This is a genomic window from Mycobacterium marinum, from assembly GCF_003391395.1.
GTDB lineage: Bacteria > Actinomycetota > Actinomycetes > Mycobacteriales > Mycobacteriaceae > Mycobacterium > Mycobacterium marinum.
In genome coordinates, this window is the sequence record NZ_CP024190.1 from 1856768 (window position 1) to 1875711 (window position 18944).

General features: G+C 67.2%; 18 protein-coding genes. 16 read left to right on the forward strand and 2 right to left on the reverse strand.

The features are described 5' to 3' along the window. Nucleotides 1-32 precede the first annotated feature (32 nt). Nucleotides 33-416: a DUF3349 domain-containing protein gene (locus tag CCUG20998_RS07795; protein WP_036449685.1), complete on the forward strand. Its 384-nt coding sequence runs from the start codon at nt 33-35 to the stop codon at nt 414-416. Here the strand turns inward: CCUG20998_RS07795 and CCUG20998_RS07800 are convergent. Together CCUG20998_RS07800 and CCUG20998_RS07805 are read right to left on the reverse strand one after the other, a co-directional pair. Then, entirely contained in the window at nt 405-1445 is a 1041-nt protein-coding gene (locus CCUG20998_RS07800) for an NAD(P)-dependent alcohol dehydrogenase (RefSeq protein WP_011739967.1), read from the reverse strand. The two genes, CCUG20998_RS07795 and CCUG20998_RS07800, sit on opposite strands and share 12 nt — an antisense overlap. Before the next feature lie 133 nt (nt 1446-1578). Beyond that, entirely contained in the window at nt 1579-2658 is a 1080-nt protein-coding gene (locus CCUG20998_RS07805; protein WP_099052700.1) for an iron-siderophore ABC transporter substrate-binding protein, read from the reverse strand. 193 nt (nt 2659-2851) lie between these two features. Here CCUG20998_RS07805 and ctaD point away from each other — a divergent pair, with 193 nt between their 5' ends. From ctaD to CCUG20998_RS07880, 15 genes are all read left to right on the forward strand, one after another. Further along, entirely contained in the window at nt 2852-4573 is a 1722-nt protein-coding gene (gene ctaD, locus CCUG20998_RS07810; protein ID WP_020728131.1) for an aa3-type cytochrome oxidase subunit I, read from the forward strand. Between the two features lie 58 nt (nt 4574-4631). Further along, nucleotides 4632-5861 carry a phosphoserine phosphatase SerB gene (gene serB / locus CCUG20998_RS07815; RefSeq protein ID WP_015355083.1) on the forward strand — a complete coding sequence of 410 codons (1230 nt, stop codon included), beginning with the start codon at nt 4632-4634 and terminating at the stop codon, nt 5859-5861. 181 nt (nt 5862-6042) lie between these two features. Then, nucleotides 6043-6387 carry an ArsR/SmtB family transcription factor gene (locus tag CCUG20998_RS07820; protein WP_012393480.1) on the forward strand — a complete coding sequence of 115 codons (345 nt, stop codon included), beginning with the start codon at nt 6043-6045 and terminating at the stop codon, nt 6385-6387. 14 nt (nt 6388-6401) lie between these two features. After that, nucleotides 6402-6881: an NADH-quinone oxidoreductase subunit B family protein gene (locus CCUG20998_RS07825; protein ID WP_012393481.1), complete on the forward strand. Its 480-nt coding sequence runs from the start codon at nt 6402-6404 to the stop codon at nt 6879-6881. Beyond that, complete coding sequence (locus tag CCUG20998_RS07830) at nt 6878-8854, forward strand: proton-conducting transporter transmembrane domain-containing protein (RefSeq protein ID WP_036455315.1); 1977 nt, start codon at nt 6878-6880, stop codon at nt 8852-8854. Before CCUG20998_RS07825 ends, CCUG20998_RS07830 begins: the two co-directional genes overlap by 4 nt. A gap of 5 nt (nt 8855-8859) precedes the next feature. Then, nucleotides 8860-9810: a respiratory chain complex I subunit 1 family protein gene (locus tag CCUG20998_RS07835; RefSeq protein WP_085979883.1), complete on the forward strand. Its 951-nt coding sequence runs from the start codon at nt 8860-8862 to the stop codon at nt 9808-9810. 4 nt (nt 9811-9814) lie between these two features. Then, nucleotides 9815-10477, forward strand: a complete 663-nt coding sequence (locus CCUG20998_RS07840) for a hydrogenase-4 component E (protein WP_020728134.1) — start codon at nt 9815-9817, stop codon at nt 10475-10477. Next, nucleotides 10477-11943 carry a proton-conducting transporter transmembrane domain-containing protein gene (locus CCUG20998_RS07845; protein ID WP_036455318.1) on the forward strand — a complete coding sequence of 489 codons (1467 nt, stop codon included), beginning with the start codon at nt 10477-10479 and terminating at the stop codon, nt 11941-11943. The genes CCUG20998_RS07840 and CCUG20998_RS07845 overlap by 1 nt, the downstream gene beginning before the upstream one ends. Further along, the gene (locus CCUG20998_RS07850) at nt 11943-13439 is read left to right on the forward strand and encodes a hydrogenase large subunit (protein ID WP_036455320.1); all 1497 of its coding nucleotides are present in this window, start codon (nt 11943-11945) and stop codon (nt 13437-13439) included. The genes CCUG20998_RS07845 and CCUG20998_RS07850 overlap by 1 nt, the downstream gene beginning before the upstream one ends. A gap of 98 nt (nt 13440-13537) precedes the next feature. Further along, nucleotides 13538-14380, forward strand: a complete 843-nt coding sequence (locus CCUG20998_RS07855) for an ABC transporter ATP-binding protein (protein WP_012393487.1) — start codon at nt 13538-13540, stop codon at nt 14378-14380. Continuing rightward, nucleotides 14377-15219 carry an NUDIX hydrolase gene (locus CCUG20998_RS07860; RefSeq protein WP_015355090.1) on the forward strand — a complete coding sequence of 281 codons (843 nt, stop codon included), beginning with the start codon at nt 14377-14379 and terminating at the stop codon, nt 15217-15219. Before CCUG20998_RS07855 ends, CCUG20998_RS07860 begins: the two co-directional genes overlap by 4 nt. Beyond that, nucleotides 15216-15989, forward strand: coding sequence for an enoyl-CoA hydratase (locus CCUG20998_RS07865; RefSeq protein ID WP_012393489.1), 774 nt, complete (start codon nt 15216-15218; stop codon nt 15987-15989). Before CCUG20998_RS07860 ends, CCUG20998_RS07865 begins: the two co-directional genes overlap by 4 nt. Nucleotides 15990-15999: 10 nt before the next feature. After that, nucleotides 16000-16983, forward strand: coding sequence for a class I SAM-dependent methyltransferase (locus tag CCUG20998_RS07870; protein WP_012393490.1), 984 nt, complete (start codon nt 16000-16002; stop codon nt 16981-16983). Nucleotides 16984-17147: 164 nt separating this feature from the next. After that, nucleotides 17148-18185 (forward strand): THUMP-like domain-containing protein, encoded by a 1038-nt coding sequence (locus CCUG20998_RS07875; protein WP_012393491.1) that lies wholly within the window; start codon nt 17148-17150, stop codon nt 18183-18185. Between the two features lie 74 nt (nt 18186-18259). Then, nucleotides 18260-18943: an esterase gene (locus CCUG20998_RS07880; protein WP_020728139.1), complete on the forward strand. Its 684-nt coding sequence runs from the start codon at nt 18260-18262 to the stop codon at nt 18941-18943. Nucleotide 18944: the final 1 nt, after the last annotated feature.

An 18944-nucleotide genomic window follows, 5' to 3' on the forward strand; every position in this document is an offset into this window, starting at 1 on the left:
GGCGAGGCGCCTACCGTGACACTGGTGGGGTGATGAAAACCTTGTCTTCTCACCCCCGGTTCGTCCGGTCAGTGGTTCGTTGGCTGCAGGCGGGCTACCCTGACGGCGTTCCGGGGCCCGATCGGGTGCCCCTGTTGGCGTTGTTGCGCAGCACACCGCTGACCGAGGACCAAATCCGGCAGGTGGTGCGCGATATCACCGCGGAGGGTTCACCCGCGACGGCCGACGGGGTGATCAACCGCGACGAGATTGCGGAATTCATTACCGACGTGACTCACCACGATGCGGGACCGGAAAACATCCAGCGGGTAGCCGGCGTGCTCGCCGCCGCCGGCTGGCCGCTGGCCGGCATCGACCTCAGTGAGACCGAGGATGGCGACGCCGAGACACCCGAAGGGCTTTCGTCACAGGCTTGATGTATCGATGACGAATCGATAGCGCACGTCGCTGGCCAGCACCCGCTCGTAGGCTTCGTTGATGTAATCGGGCTCGATGAGCTCGATTTCGGGCGTGACGCCGTGCTCGGCGCAGAAGTCCAACATCTCCTGGGTCTCGGCGATCCCGCCGATGTTCGATCCGGACAGGCTGCGCCGCATCAGCGCCAGCGCGAATGCCGGCACCTCCATGGGGTGCTCCGGGATGCCCAGCTCCACCAGCGTGCCGTCCACGTCCAGCAAGTTGAGGTACTGGCCCATGTCCAGGTTCGCCGACACGGTGTTCAGGATCAGATCGAAGCTGCCGCGCAGCTTGCGGAAGGTGTCCGGGTCCGATGTTGCGTAGTAGTGGCTGGCGCCCAGCCGCAACCCGTCTTCCATTTTCTTGAGTGACTGCGACAACACGGTCACCTCGGCGCCCATCGCGGTGGCCAGCTTCACGCCCATGTGCCCGAGCCCGCCCAGGCCGATCACCGCAATTCGCTTGCCCGGCCCGGCGTTCCAGTGCCGAAGCGGTGAAAACAGCGTGATGCCCGCGCACAACAGTGGGGCGGCCGCATCCAGCGGCAGTGCGTCGGGGATGCGCAGCACGTAACTCTCGTCGACGACGATCGCCTTGCTGTAGCCGCCCTGCGTCGGTTGGCCGTCTTTGCCGACCGAGTTGTACGTGAAGGTCGCGCCGCGCTTGCAGTATTGCTCGATGCCGCGCTCGCAACAGCTGCACTCGCGGCAGGAGTCCACGAAGCAGCCGACACCGACGTGGTCGCCCACCTTGTGCTTGGTTACCTGCGAACCCACCGCGCTCACCACGCCGGCGATCTCGTGGCCCGGAACCACGGGGTAGTTCGGCTGGCCCCACTCGGCTTTGACGGTGTGGATGTCGGAGTGACAGATGCCGGCGAACTTGATATCGATTGCCACATCGTGCGGGCCGGGGTCGCGACGGGTGATCGTGGTCTTGGTCAGCGGTTCGGTGGCTGACAGGGCGGCGTATGCGGAGACGGTGTTCATGGAAGTCCTCTTCGAATCCTCGGGAGCATCGCTTTTTGTAAAGATTAGCTAAGTTAAAGTTCTGGGGCCAGGTGAGGGCGCTCACTCACCAGCCTATGACTCGGCCCGCGGTCCGGTCTGACCGGTCGAGCGTTCAGTTGATCGGTGCGTTCACCCAGCGCAGGTCATCGACAATGCCCCGAGCGGCAACCAAACCCTCACCCGTCTGCCATATCTCGTCGTTGACGATCAGGACCCGGTTGTCGTGGTTGGCGGACAGATTGCGCCACGGACCGCTGTCCAGCACGGTAGCGGCTCGTTCGGCGGCCGCGGGGGAGGCGCAGGACACGTAGATGATGTCGGCGTCAGCGGCCGAAAAGTCCGGTCCGTTGGCAAGTTCGGCGTCGGTGGTGCCCATCTCGAGATAAGGCTTGTCGGTGAACCGCTGCGATGCGGGCCGATCCACCCCGACCGCGGCGAGCACACTGGCCGCAAAGTTGCGGGACCCATAGATCCGCATGCTGTCACGGGTCAGCTGGACGATCGACGCTTGGAAATGGGTTGCGTCATGTTTGGTCCCCACCTGTCTGGCCCGCTGGGTGAATCCGCTGAGCAGCTCCTCGACCGCGGCGCTGCGGGCGGTCGCGGCCCCGACGCCGCGCAGATTGTCCTCCCACGCCGCCCCCGGTGCCGCCGTGAACACGGTGGGGGCGATCGCCGCCAACTGCGCATACAAATTCGGTGTCAGCGCTTCTGAGCCCAGGATCAGATCCGGGTGGGCCGCATCGATCGCCTTCAGATCCGGTGCGGTCCGGCTACCGACCCCCGGCAGGTCGTGCACGGCGGTGCCGAGGTAGGAGGGCTGGCTATTGGAACCGTCCGGGAAGGCGGCACCGACCACCCGGGATTGCAGTCCCAGCGCACACAGCGCGTCGAGCTGGTCGCCGGAGAGCACCACGATGCGCTGCGGTTCTGCGGAGATCTGGGCGACATCCGGGGTGACGCCCGCGGCGTTGTGCGCCGGGCGGGTTGCCGGCCCCGGGTCGGGTGCGGCCGCCTCGCGCGCGCACGACTCATCGGCCTTGCGGTCGTTTCCCAGCACCCCGGCGCCCGCGATCTGGGTGGTAGGAGTGGCCACCGAACGCGACGCTTTGGTGGCGGGTTGGCTTGACCCGCAACCGGAGCACACCACGATTGCCACACTCAGAGATACAGCGACCAGACCCAGTCGCATCCGGCCGAATTGCACGCGTTCGACGTTAACATCTGCCCAGGTGCGGGCGATCCGCCCGAGCTCGATGGGCGCCGCCGGAACTCAATTACGACAGTTTGTAGGACCAGGCCTGCCGGCCGGCTGATAGCGGGCTAAGATTCGTATCAGTGTTGGGTAAAGCGACCCTGTCCGCGCTGGATGTTTGGAGGAGCTGTTGACAGCCGAAGCGCCCCCTTTGGGAGAACTCGAGGCCATTCGTCCGTATCCGGCCCGTACCGGTCCCAAAGGGAATCTGGTCTACAAGCTGCTGACGACGACCGATCACAAGCTGATCGGCATCATGTACGTCGTCACCTGCTTCATCTTTTTCCTGATCGGCGGGTTGCTGGCGCTGCTGATGCGAACGGAGCTGGCCACGCCGGGCCTGCAGTTCTTGTCGAATGAGCAGTTCAACCAGCTGTTCACCATGCACGGCACGGTCATGCTGCTGTTCTATGCGACCCCGATCGTGTTCGGCTTCGCGAACCTGGTGCTTCCGCTGCAGATCGGGGCGCCCGACGTCGCGTTCCCGCGGCTGAACGCCTTTTCGTTCTGGCTGTTCCTGTTCGGCGCCACGCTGGGTATGGCCGGCTTCATCACGCCCGGTGGCGCCGCCGACTTCGGCTGGACCGCCTACACCCCGTTGACCGACGCCATCCACTCACCCGGCGTCGGCGGTGACCTGTGGATCATGGGCATCGCGGTCGGTGGTCTGGGCACCATCCTGGGCGCGGTCAACATGATCACGACCGTCGTGTGCATGCGTGCGCCCGGTATGACGATGTTCCGGATGCCGATCTTCACCTGGAACATCCTGGTCACGTCGATCCTGGTGCTGATCGCGTTCCCGTTGCTGACCGCGGCGCTGTTCGGGCTGGCTGCCGATCGCCACCTGGGCGCCCACATCTACGACCCGGCCAATGGCGGGGTGCTGTTGTGGCAACACCTCTTCTGGTTCTTCGGTCACCCCGAGGTGTACATTCTCGCGCTGCCGTTCTTCGGGGTGGTCTCCGAGATCTTCCCGGTGTTCTCGCGCAAGCCGATCTTCGGCTACACCACGCTGGTCTACGCGACCTTGTCGATCGCGGCCCTGTCCGTTGCCGTGTGGGCGCACCACATGTTCGCCACCGGTGCGGTGCTGCTGCCGTTCTTCTCCTTCATGACCTTCCTCATCGCGGTACCGACCGGGATCAAGTTCTTCAACTGGGTCGGCACCATGTGGAAGGGGCAGTTGACCTTTGAGACGCCGATGCTGTTCTCGGTGGGCTTTGCCGTCACGTTCCTGCTGGGCGGTCTGAGTGGGGTGCTGCTGGCCAGCCCGCCGCTGGACTTCCACGTGACCGACAGCTACTTCGTGGTCGCGCACTTCCACTACGTGCTGTTCGGCACCATCGTGTTCTCCACCTTCGCCGGGATCTACTTCTGGTTCCCCAAGATGACCGGTCGGCTGCTGGACGAGCGGCTGGGCAAGCTGCACTTCTGGTTGACGTTCATCGGGTTCCATACCACGTTCCTGGTGCAGCACTGGCTCGGCGACGAGGGCATGCCTCGCCGGTACGCCGACTACCTGCCCACCGACGGCTTCCAGAGCCTGAACATCGTCTCGACCATCGGGGCGTTCATCCTGGGCGTGGCGATGATCCCGTTCGTGTGGAACGTGTTCAAGAGCTGGCGCTACGGCGAGGTGGTGACCGTCGACGACCCGTGGGGCTACGGCAACTCGCTGGAATGGGCGACCAGCTGCCCGCCGCCGCGGCACAACTTCACCGAGCTGCCCCGCATCCGTTCGGAGCGCCCGGCGTTCGAGTTGCACTACCCGCACATGGTGGAGCGTCTTCGGGCCGAGGCCCACGTGGGTCGTCACCACGACGAGTTGGCCAAGGCAACGTCGAGCTGATGGAAACGCACCGCCTGGGCCGGTGCTCGGCGTGGCTGGGTGGTAATCGCGAGTGAGCGTGCCCGCCAAAGTGTCGGTGTTGATCACTGTCACCGGCATCGACCAGCCGGGTGTGACCTCCGCGCTCTTCGAGGTGCTCTCCAAGCATGGCGTGGAGCTCCTCAACGTCGAACAGGTCGTCATCCGGCGCCGGCTCACGCTGGGAGTGCTGGTGTCCTGCGCACCGGAAGTCGCCGACGGCGCCGCGCTGCGCGAGGACGTCGAAGCCGCCATCCATGAGGTGGGCCTGGACGTAACGGTGGAGCGCAGCGACGACCTACCGGTCATCCGGGAACCGTCGACGCACACCATCTTCGTGCTGGGCCGCCCGGTGACCGCCGGGGCATTCGGTGCGGTGGCCAAAGAGGTGGCGGCGCTGGGCGTCAACATCGACTTCATCCGCGGCATCTCCGACTATCCGGTCACCGGCCTGGAGCTGCGGGTCTCGGTGCCGCCCGGCACCTATCGACCCTTGCAGACGGCCCTGACCAAGGTCGCCGTCGACGAGCGGGTCGATGTCGCCGTCGAAGACTACGGGCTGGCCTGGCGGACCAAGCGACTGATCGTGTTCGATGTCGATTCGACACTGGTTCAGGGTGAGGTCATCGAGATGCTCGCGGCCCGGGCCGGCGCCGAGGGCACCGTGGCGGCGATCACCGAGGCCGCCATGCGCGGGGAACTGGACTTCGCGCAGTCGCTGCAACAGCGGGTGGCCACCCTGGAGGGCTTGCCGGCCACGGTCATCGACGATGTCGCCGCACAACTGCAACTGATGCCCGGCGCGCGCACCACGCTGCGCACCTTGCAGCGGTTGGGTTTTCGCTGCGGCGTGGTCTCCGGTGGGTTCCGCCGGATCATCGAGCCACTGGCGCAAGAGCTGAACCTGGACTTCGTCGCCGCCAACGAGCTGGAGATCATCGACGGCACACTGACCGGCCGGGTCGTCGGCTCCATCGTCGATCGGCCGGGCAAGGCCGCGGCGTTGCGAGAATTCGCCGGGCGCTTCGGCGTTCCGATGGAGCAAACCGTCGCGGTGGGCGACGGAGCCAATGACATCGACATGCTGGCCGCCGCCGGCCTGGGTGTCGCGTTCAACGCCAAGCCGGCCTTGCGCGCCGTGGCCGACGCGTCGTTGAGCCATCCATACCTGGATACCGTGCTGTTTCTGCTGGGGGTGACTCGCGGCGAGATTGAAGCCGCCGACAACGTCGACGGTGTGATGCGCCGCGTCGAGATCCCCGAGGACTAAACCGCCGCGCGCAATCGCGCTGAGCAGACGCAGACTCGCAGCAAAATCACCGATTTTGTGCGAGTCTGCGTCTGCTCGCGGGTGGGGGAGCGGGTAGCGCGCGAGTCTGTCGAACACCTGATAAAGTTTTCAATTGATAAATTCACAGAAACTGAAATTGTGGAATTCTAAGCGAGGTCGGGTGACGGAGCCGCTCTACAAGCTCAAGGCCGAGTTCTTCAAGACGCTGGGGCATCCGGCCCGGGTCAGGATTCTCGAACTGCTCTCCGAGCGGGATCACACGGTAGCCGAGCTGTTGCCCGAGGTGGGCCTGGAGTCGTCCAATCTGTCTCAGCAGCTCGGCGTCCTGCGCCGGGCTGGAGTGGTGAGCGCGACCAAGGATGGCAACACGGTCATCTACTCGATCACTTCGCCATTGATCGCCGAACTGATGGCCGTGGCGCGCCGGGTGTTGACCGGGATGCTCAGCGGTCAGGTCGCCATGCTCGAGGATCTGCGGGCCGGCGTTCCGGGCGCGGACAACTAGCGGGGCGGCGGGCAATGGGTTGGATCGCCAGAATCATGCGACTGGGCCGGGTGGCCGAGAAGCTGGGGGACGAATCCACCCCGGCGGTGGCGGCGCCGGCCGGGTTGCGGGGGTCCCTTCAGGTGCGCCACGTCGATGCCGGGTCCTGCAATGGCTGCGAGGTGGAGATCTCCGGAGCGTTCGGGCCGGTCTATGACGCCGAGCGGTTTGGGGCCCGGCTGGTGGCCTCGCCGCGGCACGCGGATGCGCTGCTGGTCACCGGGGTGGTGACCAGGAACATGGCGCAACCTTTGAAGAACACCTTGGCGGCCACACCCCAACCGCGGGTGGTGATCGCGTGCGGCGACTGCGCCCTCAACCGTGGGGTGTTTGCCGACGCCTATGGGGTGGTGGGTGCGGTCAGCGAGGTCGTCCCCGTCGATGTCGAAGTCCCGGGCTGTCCACCCACGCCCGACCAGGTGGTTGCCGCGCTGCGATCGGTGACCGGCCGGTGACGGCGACACTGTCGGACGCACCGCCCGAGCATCAGGTTGCGCTGTCGGGCAACGGTTTCGGGGCGGTGCTGAGCGGCGCGACCACGGCGGGCATCGGCGCGTGCGGTACCGCCCTGGGGCTCACCGCGGTCTTCGGCGTGGTGCGGCAGGTTCACATTGCCTGGCTGGTGCCGCTGATCGGCGTCGATTTCGATATTGGGCGCCTCGGTGGGTTCTTCATTGCCCTCACGGGTGCGGTGGCCGTGGTCGCCGGCATTTACAGCATCGGGTATGCGCGCCGTGAGCACCTCGGTGCGGTCGCGCTGACCATGCTGCCGGTGTTTGTCACCGCGATGCTGCTGGTGCCCGCGGCCGGATCGGTGAGCACGTTCCTGCTGGCGTGGGAGCTGATGGCGATTTCCTCGCTGGTGCTGGTTGCGACGGATCATCGCCGCGCTCAGGTTCGTTCGGCGGCGGGCTACTACGCGGTGATGACCCAGCTGGGCTTCGCGACACTGCTGCTCGGACTGATGGTGCTGGCCGCCGCGGCCGGTACCGATCGCTTCGCCGACATGGCGGTGCCGTCGGAGGGGGTACGCACCTTCGTTTTCGTTGCGACATTGCTCGGATTCGGATCGAAGGCGGGCTTGCTGCCGTTGCATGCATGGTTGCCGCGGGCACACCCGGAGTCGCCCAGTCCGGTGTCGGCGTTGATGAGTGCCGCCATGGTCAACCTCGGCATCTATGGTCTGGTGCGGATTGATCTGCAGTTGCTCGGGCCGGGGCCCAAGTGGTGGGGCGTGACACTGCTTGTGATCGGCGCTTTTTCGGCCATGTACGGGGTGCTGCAGGCGTCGGTGGCCACCGATCTCAAGCGTCTGCTCGGGTATTCGACGATTGAAAACATGGGCCTGGTGACCCTCGGGCTGGGGGCGGCCACGCTGTTGTCGGCGGCCGGTGCCGGCCCGGCGGCCGTCATCGCGATGACCGCGGCCCTGCTACACCTGATCGCCCATGCGGCGTTCAAGAGTCTCGGATTCTTGGCCGCCGGTTCGGTTCTGGTGGCGACGCAACAGCGCGACCTGGACATGCTGGGCGGCCTTGCGCATCGGATGCGCTGCACCACCACATTCTTCGGTATCGCCGCACTCGGCGCTTCCGGATTGCCGCTCGGCGCCGGCTTCGTCAGCGAATGGCTGCTGGTGCAGTCGCTGATTCACGCCCGGCCCGAACACAACACCATCGTGGGCTTGGCCACCCCACTGGGAGTCGGTGCCGTCGCACTGACGACGGGGCTGGGGGTGGCCGCCATGGTGAAGGCATTCGGTACCGGGTTTCTGGCGCGACCCCGCTCGGGGTCGGCCGAGCGGGCGCGGGAAGCCCCGGCCACCATGCTCGTGGGCATGGCGGTCGCCGCCCTCGGGTGTGTGGTCATCGCGATCGCGCCGGCGGTCGTCACGGGACCGCTGCAATCGGTGCTGGACACCCTGCCCGCATCCAGGAATGCCGATCTGACCGACCTGGGCACGGTGTTGCGACTACCGGGGATGGACGGCTCGATCTCACCGGCACTGCTGGCCGCGGCCCTGGTGGCGGCCCTGCTGGTGGTGCTGGTGCTGGCTCGCTGGGGGTCGCGTCACCGCCCGGAGCCGGTGACCTCGCCGCTATGGGCATGCGGCGCAGACGAACTCACCGCCCGGATGGAATGCACGCCGACCTCCTTTGCGCAACCGCTGCAACGCGTCTTCGACGACGTGCTGCGGCCCGATACCGGCATCGAGGTGACTCACCTGGAAGCAACCCGCTATCACGTCGAGCAGATCGCCTATCGCGCCCATCTCAGCGATGCCATCGAAGACCGCGTCTACGCCCCGGTGTTGCGGGCACTGGCGTGGTGCGCGCAGGTGATCCGTCGCGCGCACAACGGAAGCGTGCACCTCTACCTGGGCTACGGCGCCCTGGGCGTGCTCATCGTGCTGGTGGTGGCGCGATGAACCTGATGTCGGCGATGGCCGGGGCGGCGCAGATCGGCGCCGTCATTCTCGGTGCCCCGTTGGTGATCGGGCTGATGCGACAGATCCGGGCGCGATCCGAAGGGCGCTGCGGCGCGGGAATTCTGCAGCCCTGGCGCGATCTGCGCAAGCAGTTGCGCAAGCAGCAGGTCACCCCGGAGGGGACCACGGCGGTGTTTGCCGTGGCACCGGCGGTGGTGGCGGCAACCACCCTGCTGATCGCGGCGATCGCACCGCTGGTCGCCACCGGCTCACCGCTGGACCCGGTGGGCGACTTGTTTGTGGTGGTGGGCCTGCTGTTCTTGGGTACCGTCGCGTTGACCCTGGCCGGAATCGACACCGGGACTTCCTTCGGCGGCATGGGCGCCAGCCGTGAGATCACCATCGCCGCCTTGGTTGAACCCACCATCCTGTTAGCGGTCTTCGCGCTGTCCATTCCCGCGAAATCGGCCAATCTTGGCGCCATCGTCGCCTTTAGCCTCGAGAACCCGGCCGAAGTGGTGTCGCTGGCCGGAATACTGGCCTTCGTAGCCTTGGTGATCGTCGTCATCGCGGAGACCGGCCGGCTCCCGGTCGACAACCCCGCCACCCACCTGGAGCTGACCATGGTGCACGAGGCGATGGTGCTGGAATACGCGGGACCACGGCTGGGCGTCATCGAGTGGGCCAGCGGCATGCGGCTCACCGTGCTACTGGCACTGCTGGCGAATCTCTTTGTGCCGTGGGGGATCGCGGGTGCGGACCCCAGCCTGATCGGGATTGCGGTCGGCATCGCGGCGATCAGTATCAAGGTCGCGATTGCCGCCGGTGTGCTGGCTACCGTGGAGGTGTTCATCGCCAAGCTGCGATTGTTCCGGGTGCCCGAATTGCTGGCGGGCTCGTTCCTGCTGGCGCTGCTGGCGGTCACGTCAGCCAATTTCTTTACGGCCCAGGTGTGATGCGATGACCGATCTCAACTACGCCGGTGTGCTTGACCTCGCCCCAGGAGGGCTGGTCCTGACCGCGGTGCTGATCGTGTGGCGGCGCGACCTGCGCTCGATCGTGTGGCTGCTGGCGGCGCAGGGTCTTGCGCTGGCCGCGATCCCGATGATTCTTGGTGTGCACTCCCATGACTGGGAGCTCGTTGGCATCGGTCTGGCCCTGTTCGCGCTGCGCGCAGTGGTCCTGCCGTGGCTGCTGGCCTGTGCGCTGGGAGCCGAGAAACATGAGCAACGGGAGGCGACCCCGCTGGTCAACACCACCGCGTCACTACTGATTGCGGCGGTGCTGACGGTGGTCGCGTTGGCGGTCACCCGCCCCATCGTGGACCTGGACTCCAGCGCGGCGGTCAGCGCCGTACCGGGAGGTCTGGCGGTGGTGCTGATCGCGCTGTTCGTGATGGTGACCCGGCGCCACGCCATCTCGCAGGCCGCGGGATTTCTCATGTTGGACAACGGGATCGCGGCCACGGCGTTTCTGCTGACGGCTGGGGTGCCGCTGATTGTCGAAATGGGTGCTTCGCTGGACGTGCTTTTCGCGCTGATCGTGCTGGGTGTGCTCACCGGACGACTGCGGCGGACGTTCGGCGGCACCGACCTGGACCGGCTACAGGAACTGCGAGACTGATGACTGCTTTGATTCTGGTGCCGATCGTGGCGCCACTGGTGGCGGCAGCCCTCGCACTGGCAGGTGGCTGGCGACGCGCAACCGCGGTGCTCACCGTGCTGTCGGCGGTCGCTGTGCTCGGATCGGGCATTGCGCTTGGTCTTCAGACAACGCCGCAACCACACCTGGTGCTGGGCGGCTTGCTGCGCGTCGACGCGTTGTCGGTGATCATGCTGATCGTCATCGGGGCCGTCGGCACCTTGGCGACCTGGGCGAGCATCGGCTACATCGATGCCGAACTCGAACACGGCCACACCGATCGCCGCGATGCCCGGCTGTACGGGGCGCTGATGCCGGCGTTCTTGGCGGCAATGGCGATCGCGGTGTCCGCCAACAACATCGGGTTGATCTGGGTCGCGGTGGAAGCTACCACGGTTGTCACCGCGTTTCTGGTCGGACACCGTAGGACGCGCACCGCGCTGGAAGCCACCTGGAAGTACGTGGTGATCTGCTCGGTCGGCATCGCAGTGGCATTTCTGGGCACGGTGCTGTTGTACTTCGCGGCGCAACACGCCGGCGCCGACGGTGCCAACGCGCTCAACCTCGATGTCCTGACGGCCTGTGCGGCACACCTCAACCCGGCCGTCACGCGGCTCGCCGGTGGTCTGCTGCTGATCGGGTACGGCGCCAAAGTCGGCCTGGTGCCCTTTCACGGTTGGCTGGCCGACGCGCACAGCCAGGCCCCGGCACCGGTCTCGGCATTGATGAGCGGGGTGTTGCTCTCGGTGGCCTTCTCGGTGCTGATCCGCCTACGGCCGGTCATTGATGCCGCGGTGGGGCCGGGTTACCTGCGCGCCGGGCTATTGACGGTTGGGCTCACAACGGTGCTCATCGCGGCCTTCCTGCTCACCGTGGTCACCGATCTCAAGCGGATGCTGGCCTACTCCTCGATGGAGAACATGGGCCTGATCGCGATTGCGGCCGCGGCGGGAACCAAGCTGGCGATCGCGGCCCTGCTGTTGCATGTGCTTGCGCACGGCATCGGCAAGACGGTGTTGTTCCTGGCCGGTGGGCAGCTGCAGTCCGCGCATGACTCGGCGAGCATCGCCGACATCACCGCGGTGTTGTCGCGGTCGCGGGTGGTCGGCGTCTCGTTTGCCGTCGGTGTCGTTGTGCTGCTCGGGTTGCCGCCGTTCGCAATGTTTGCCAGCGAGGTGTCGATCGCCCGGTCGCTGGCCAACTCCGGGCTGGCCTGGGTGCTCGGTGTGACGTTGCTGTTGATGGTGGTGGCTTTCGCTGCGCTGGTGGCGAATTCGCGGCGGATGCTGCTCGGCGCCGCCAGCGAGGGTGCTCCGCGGATCGCGGTGCCCGCGACGGTGGCGGCGGCCCTGGTGACCGGCGTCGTGGCCTGCATCGCGTTGGGGGTCACCGCGGGACCGCTGGGCGGGCTTTTCGATGCGGCCGCGGGTCAGTTCGGAGCGAACTGATGGCACACAAGACGGTCAGCCGCACGGTTTCGGATGCCGAACTCGCCGAATCGGTGGCGGAACTACTGGCCGAGGGCTACCGGCTTGCGTTGGTCGCGGCGCACGACGATGGCGACGCACTGCGGGTGGTCTACCTGCTGGTGGCGGGACAGCCGGATCGGCGAGTCGAGCTGACGCTGCGCACCGGCGCGGCGAATCCGTCGGTGCCGTCGCTGGCGGGGTTGTCCATCCCGGCGGGCCGCTTCGAGCGGGAAATGATGGACCTGTACGGGATTTCGCCAGTGGGGCATCCGCAGCCACGACGGCTGGTGCGCCACGCGCATTGGCCGCAGGATTGGCATCCGATGCGCCGCGACGCCGGTGACCCGCCGCCCTTCGATGCGGTGGGACGCTTTCCATTCGTGACCGTTGAGGGCCCGGGGGTCTACGAGATCCCGGTCGGGCCGGTCCATGCCGGCCTGATCGAGCCCGGGCACTTCCGGTTCTCGGTGATCGGTGAATCGATACTGCGGCTCAAGGCGCGACTATGGTTCGTACACCGGGGCGTCGAGAAGCTCTTCGAGGGGCGAAATGCGCTGGGCGCCAGGGAGGCTGTGGAACTCGCCGAACGAATCAGCGGAGACAGTTCGGCGGCGCATTCGCTGGCGCACTGCCTGGCCGTCGAGGACGCGCTGGGATTGGATGTGCCCGAACCGGTGCACCGGCTGCGCGCCCTGCTGGTGGAATTGGAGCGGCTTTACAACCACGTGACCGATCTGGGTGCGCTGGCCAACGATGTGGGTTTTGCCCTGGCCAACGCCCATGCGCAGGGCATCCGCGAGCGGGTGTTGCGGATCAACCGGCGGGTCACCGGACATCGCCTGCTGAGGGCCGCGATGGCCCCTGGAGGCGTTGTGCTGCAGGAGCTTCCGGATCCGGCGGAGCTGCACGCGGTGGCCGCAGAGGTTGCCGAGATCAGCGAGCTGACGCTGCGAAATTCGGTCGTCTACGACCGGTTCGCCGAGACCGCGGTGCTGCACAGCGAGGATGCGCGCGCGCTCGGGTGCCTCGGCTACGTTGCGCGCGCCAGCGGCATCGCTACCGATGCCCGGCTGGATCACCCGACGGCCGAGCTGCCGGTCACCGCGGTTGCGGCCCGCGGAGGTGACGTCCTGGCTCGCTACACGATTCGGCGCGACGAGTTCGCCGCATCGGTCGCGTTGGCCTGCCACCTGGTCGAGAACCACCACGGTCGAACCCGGTTCGCGCCGCCGCCGGCGGCCAACGGCGCGCGGTCGGCGGTGACATCGGGCGTGGGGATCGTCGAAGGCTGGCGCGGCGCGGTGCTGCATCGGGTCGAAGTCGACGGCGCGGGCCGCATCACCCGATGCAAGATCGTCGATCCCTCGTGGTTCAACTGGCCCGCGTTGCCGGTCGCCATGGCCGACACCATCGTCCCGGACTTTCCGTTGGCGAATAAGAGCTTCAATTTGTCCTATGCCGGCAATGACCTCTAGTGCGGTGTAGGCCCCTCGCGGGGCCCGGCCCGGCGAACCCGGGCGGGGCGAGACGACCCGGCAACGGTTGCGGTGGCGCGGTACGGCACGATGGTCGAGTGTCTGAAGCTGGGCCTGATACAGCCGATCCCGACCTGTTGATCGACTTCAGAGACGTTTCGCTGCGTCGCGGCGGACGCACCTTGGTCGGTCCGCTGGACTGGGCCGTCGAACTCGACGAGCGTTGGGTGATCCTGGGCCCCAACGGCGCCGGCAAGACCTCCTTGCTTCGGATGGCCGCCGCCTCCGAGCACCCGTCCTCGGGGGTTGCCTTCGTCCTGGGCGAACGGCTGGGCCGGGTCGACGTGTCGGAGCTGCGCGCGCGCATCGGGCTGAGTTCCTCGGCCCTGGCGCAGCGCATACCCACCGACGAAGTGGTGCGAGACCTCGTCGTATCGGCCGGCTACGCGGTGTTGGGCAGGTGGCGGGAGCGCTACGAGGACGTCGACTACCGCCGGGCCGTCGACATGCTGGAGAGCCTGGGCGCCGAGCATCTGGCCGACCGCACCTACGGAACCCTGTCCGAGGGGGAGCGCAAGCGGGTCCTGATCGCCCGTGCGTTGATGACCGACCCCGAACTGTTGCTGCTCGACGAGCCCGCGGCCGGCCTCGACTTGGGCGGCCGCGAGGAATTGGTGGCGCGGCTGGCCGATCTGGCCGCCGACCCGGATGCGCCCGCCCTGGTGCTGGTCACCCACCATGTCGAAGAGGTTCCTCCCGGCTTCAGCCACTGCCTGCTGCTGGCGGAGGGCCACGTCGTGGCATCGGGCCTATTGTCCGACGTGCTCACCGCCGAAAACCTGTCGGCCGCATTTGGCCAACAGATTGCCGTCGATTTCGTCGACGGGCGATATTTCGCCCGCCGGATCCGCGCCCGCGCAGCCCACCGGAGGCAGCAATGAATTCCCCGCCAGACCCCGTTCCATTGCAGGCCAGGCCCGCAGCAACCGTGATGCTGGTCCGCGACACCGGGCTCGACACCGGACTCTCGGTATTCCTGATGCGACGGCACGCGGCGATGGATTTCGCTGCCGGGGTGATGGTGTTTCCCGGCGGCGGCGTCGACGACCGGGACCGCAACGCCGACCTGGGCGGGCTGGGGGCCTGGGCCGGCCCGCCGCCGTTGTGGTGGGCCCAGCGCTTCGGCATCCAACCCGATCTGGCTGAGGCGCTGGTCTGCGCCGCGGCGCGCGAGACGTTCGAGGAATCCGGGGTGTTGTTCGCCGGACCGGCCGACGACCCCGACGGCATCGTCGGTGACGCCTCGATATACAGCGAGTCCCGCGCGGCGCTGGCCGACCACACGCTGTCCTTCGCGGACTTCCTGCGCCGCGAAAACCTGGTGCTGCGCGCCGATCTGCTGCGGCCCTGGGCGAACTGGATTACCCCGGAGGCGGAACGGACCCGTCGCTACGACACCTTTTTCTTCGTCGGAGCACTGCCGGAGGGGCAGCGCGCCGACGGCGAGAACACCGAATCCGATCGGGCGGAGTGGATGCTGCCCCGTGATGCCATCGCCGACTTCGCCGCGGGCCGAAACTTCCTCTTGCCGCCGACCTGGACTCAGCTGGACGCGCTGGCCGGCCATACCGTCGCCGATGTGCTCGCCGTGGAACGCAAGATCGTGCCGGTGCAACCCAACCTCGCGCTCAAGGGCGACAACTGGGAGATCGAGTTTTTCGACTCCGATCGCTACAACCAGGCGCGGATCTCCGGCGGATCGACCGTTTGGCCGTTATGAACGAGTTCGTCAGCGTCGTGGCTGACCAGGGACTGGCCACCTTGGTGGTGTCCAGGCCACCCACCAATGCGATGACCCGCCAGGTCTACCGGGAGATCGTCGCGGCCGCCGACGAGCTGGGACGCCGCGACGACATCGGCGCAGTTGTGCTCTTCGGCGGCCACGAGATTTTCTCCGCCGGCGACGACATGCCCGAACTGCGGACCCTCAACGCCCCGGAGGCCGACACCGCCGCCCGGGTCCGGCTGGAGGCCATCGATGCGGTGGCGGCGATTCCGAAACCAACCGTGGCGGCCGTCACCGGATACGCGTTGGGCGCGGGGCTGACCCTGGCGCTGGCGGCCGACTGGCGGGTCAGCGGTGACAACGTGAAGTTCGGCGCGACCGAGATCCTCGCCGGCCTGATTCCCGGCGGCGGCGGCATGGGGCGCCTGACCCGCGTGGTCGGGTCCAGCAGAGCCAAGGAGCTGGTTTTCAGCGGGCGATTCTTCGACGCCGAGGAGGCCCTCGCGTTGGGCCTGATCGACGACATGGTGGCCCCCGACGACGTCTACGACTCCGCCGTCGCGTGGGCCCGCCGCTATCTGGAATGCCCGCCGCGCGCCTTGGCCGCCGCCAAGGCGGTCATCAACGACGTCTTCGAACTGGAAGCCACCGAGCGGGCCGCCGCGGAACGGCGCCGTTATGTCGAGCTGTTTGCCGCTGGTCAGCGCGGTCCTGACGGCCGTGGGCCGGGCGGTGGTAACACGGGCGACCAAGACGGTCGTTAGGCTGCCCTGCATGACGAGGAGCTCGGAGATACCTGCCGACGCGGCGCCCAACCCGCACGCCACTGCCGAAGAGGTGGAGGCCGCCCGGCACGACAGCAAGCTCGCCCAGGTGCTCTACCACGATTGGGAAGCCGAGAACTACGACGAGAAGTGGTCGATCTCGTATGACCAGCGTTGCGTCGAGTACGCCCGGGGCCGCTTCGACGCCATCGTGCCCGCCCAAGTCCACGCCGATCTGCCGTATGAGCGGGCGTTGGAGCTTGGCTGTGGTACCGGGTTTTTTCTGCTCAACCTGATCCAGGCGGGGGTCGCCCGGCGCGGCTCGGTGACCGACCTATCCCCGGGCATGGTCAAGGTCGCCACCCGCAACGGGCAGTCACTGGGGCTCGACATCGATGGCCGAGTGGCCGACGCCGAGGGCATCCCCTACGACGACGACACGTTCGACCTGGTGGTCGGGCACGCCGTGCTACACCACATCCCCGATGTCGAGTTGTCGCTGCGTGAAGTGATGCGTGTGTTGAAACCGGGCGGCCGGTTCGTGTTCGCGGGGGAGCCCACCACGGTGGGCAACGAGTACGCCCGCACGCTGTCCACCCTGACCTGGCGAATCGCCACCAACGTCACCAAACTGCCCGGCCTGGGCGGCTGGCGGCGGCCGCAGGAAGAGCTCGACGAATCCTCGCGGGCCGCGGCCCTGGAGGCCATCGTCGACCTGCATACCTTCGCCCCCGAGGACCTGGAACGGATGGCGAAAAACGCCGGGGCGATCCGCGTCGAGACGGCCAGTGAAGAGTTCAGTGCCGCCATGTTCGGCTGGCCGGTGCGCACGTTCGAATCCTCGGTGCCGCCCGGGCGACTGGGCTGGAACTGGGCGAGGTTCGCCTTCAACGGCTGGAAGGCACTGAGCTGGATGGACGCCAACGTCTGGCGGCATGTGGCGCCCAAAGGCTGGTTCTACAACGTGATGGTCACCGGGGTTAAGCCCTCCTGAGCCCTGCGGGCACCGGCGTCGTTTTCGGCGTCGACGACGTCGCCTACCTGCGCTCCGACGCAGGTACCGCCGCCCTTCGCGCGGTCGCCGATCTGGAACTGCGGGACGCGACCCGAATCGCCGACATCACCGCGGCGCGCGCCCGCTTCGGCGAGCGCACCCCCATGCTGATCGAGACGACCCTGCTACGACGCCGGGCCGTGGCAAAACTGGGTGGGCTGTGCCCGAGTACGCCGGTGTCGGACTGGCTGTTCACCGACACCGCCTTGCAGCAGGCCACGGTGGCGGCGGTGGCCCTGCACCGGGCCAGGCGATTGGCCGATCTGACGGTGCACGACGCGACCTGCTCCATCGGCACTGAGCTGGCCGCGCTGTGCCGATCGGCGGCGACGGTGATCGGCAGCGACATCGACCCGGTACGGCTGGCGATGGCGCGCCACAACCTGGGGGGCGCGGTCGGGTTGTGCCGTGCCGACGCGCTGCGGCCGGTGACCCGGGACACGGTCGTCCTGGTCGATCCGGCGCGTCGCAGCAAGGGGCGCCGGCGCTTCAGTCCGGCCGATTATCAGCCCGGGCTGGGGCCCGTTCTCGACGTCTACCGCGATCGGCCGCTGGTGGTGAAGTGCGCGCCCGGGATCGATTTCGATCAGGTGAGTCGCCTGGGTTTCGACGGCGAAATCGAGGTGACCTCCTACCAGGGCTCGGTTCGCGAGGCGTGCCTGTGGTCGCGGGGCCTGGCCGCAGCTGGGGTGCGCCGTCGGGCCAGCATCCTCGACAGCGGCGAACAGATCACCGATTCCGAGCCCGACGACTGCGACGTGCGTCCCGCCGGGCGCTGGATCATCGATCCCGACGGAGCGGTGGTCCGGGCCGGCCTGGTGCGCCACTACGGCGCCAGGCACCGGCTGTGGCAGCTCGATCCCAATATCGCATATCTGTCCGGCGACACCCTGCCAGAAGGGATACGGGGCTTCGAGGTGCTCGAGGCGCTACCGTTCGACGAGCGGCGGCTGCGTCAGGCCCTGAACGCGCTGGACTGCGGAGCGCTGGAGATTCTGGTCCGGGGCGTACAGGTCGATCCTGACGCCCTGCGCCGGCGGCTACGGCCGCGTGGCGGCCGCGCGCTGTCGGTGGTGATCACGCGCATCGGTACGGGAAGCGCCAGCCACGTGACGGCATACGTTTGCTGTCCGTCGCGGTAGCGTCCGGGTACGCTGGCGGCGGTCACCCCTTTGCAACGCCACCGCCCGTTTTGGTCTGCGAGGAAAAATCAACGATGCGCTTAATGATTGCGGCCGCAATGCTTGTCAGTGCGGTCCTATTGGCTTGGCCGGCTGCCGCCGAGCCGCCGTCCTGTGCCAGCCTCGGCGGCAACGTCGAAGGCGCTCAGATGTGCCACATCCACGCGACGGGATCCACGTACACGTTGGACATCACGTTTCCCCAGGACTACCCGGATCAGCAGGCGCTGACCGACTACATCACCCAGAACCGGGACGGGTTCGTCAGCGTGGCGACCGGGTCCGGGCGACGTGATCAGCCCTATCAGATGGACGCCACCACCGAACAACACGCCGCCGGCCAGCCGCCGCACAACACCCGCAGCGTGGTGCTGAAGTTCTTCCAGGATCTCGGTGGCGCACACCCCTTCACCTGGTACAAGGCTTTCAACTACAACCTCGGGACCAAGCAGCCGATCACCTTCGACACCTTGTTCGCGCCGGGGACCACCCCGCTGGACGCCATCTACCCGATCGTCCAGCGCGAGCTGGCGCACCAGACCGGGCTCGGTGTGGCGATCCTGCCCTCCAATGGTCTGGACCCGACGCACTACCAGAACTTCGCCATCACCGACACCGACGTGATCTTCTATTTTGCTCAGGGTGAGCTGCTGCCGTCGTTTGCCGGCGCTACCCAGGCCCAGGTGCCGCGCAATGCCATCCCGCCCCTGGCGATCTGAG

Excerpts from the sequence above, each read along its gene's own strand:
- CCUG20998_RS07805 (WP_099052700.1), bottom strand. The coding sequence starts at position 2,658 with ATGCGACTGGGTCTGGTCGCTGTATCTCTGAGTGTGGCAATCGTGGTG.
- CCUG20998_RS07795 (WP_036449685.1), top strand. The coding sequence starts at position 33 with ATGAAAACCTTGTCTTCTCACCCCCGGTTCGTCCGGTCAGTGGTTCGT.
- CCUG20998_RS07850 (WP_036455320.1), top strand. The coding sequence starts at position 11,943 with ATGGCACACAAGACGGTCAGCCGCACGGTTTCGGATGCCGAACTCGCC.
- CCUG20998_RS07845 (WP_036455318.1), top strand. The coding sequence starts at position 10,477 with ATGACTGCTTTGATTCTGGTGCCGATCGTGGCGCCACTGGTGGCGGCA.
- CCUG20998_RS07870 (WP_012393490.1), top strand. The coding sequence starts at position 16,000 with ATGACGAGGAGCTCGGAGATACCTGCCGACGCGGCGCCCAACCCGCAC.
- CCUG20998_RS07875 (WP_012393491.1), top strand. The coding sequence starts at position 17,148 with ATGCTGATCGAGACGACCCTGCTACGACGCCGGGCCGTGGCAAAACTG.
- CCUG20998_RS07840 (WP_020728134.1), top strand. The coding sequence starts at position 9,815 with ATGACCGATCTCAACTACGCCGGTGTGCTTGACCTCGCCCCAGGAGGG.
- CCUG20998_RS07800 (WP_011739967.1), bottom strand. The coding sequence starts at position 1,445 with ATGAACACCGTCTCCGCATACGCCGCCCTGTCAGCCACCGAACCGCTG.
- CCUG20998_RS07865 (WP_012393489.1), top strand. The coding sequence starts at position 15,216 with ATGAACGAGTTCGTCAGCGTCGTGGCTGACCAGGGACTGGCCACCTTG.
- CCUG20998_RS07835 (WP_085979883.1), top strand. The coding sequence starts at position 8,860 with ATGTCGGCGATGGCCGGGGCGGCGCAGATCGGCGCCGTCATTCTCGGT.
- CCUG20998_RS07860 (WP_015355090.1), top strand. The coding sequence starts at position 14,377 with ATGAATTCCCCGCCAGACCCCGTTCCATTGCAGGCCAGGCCCGCAGCA.
- CCUG20998_RS07825 (WP_012393481.1), top strand. The coding sequence starts at position 6,402 with ATGGGTTGGATCGCCAGAATCATGCGACTGGGCCGGGTGGCCGAGAAG.
- CCUG20998_RS07880 (WP_020728139.1), top strand. The coding sequence starts at position 18,260 with ATGCGCTTAATGATTGCGGCCGCAATGCTTGTCAGTGCGGTCCTATTG.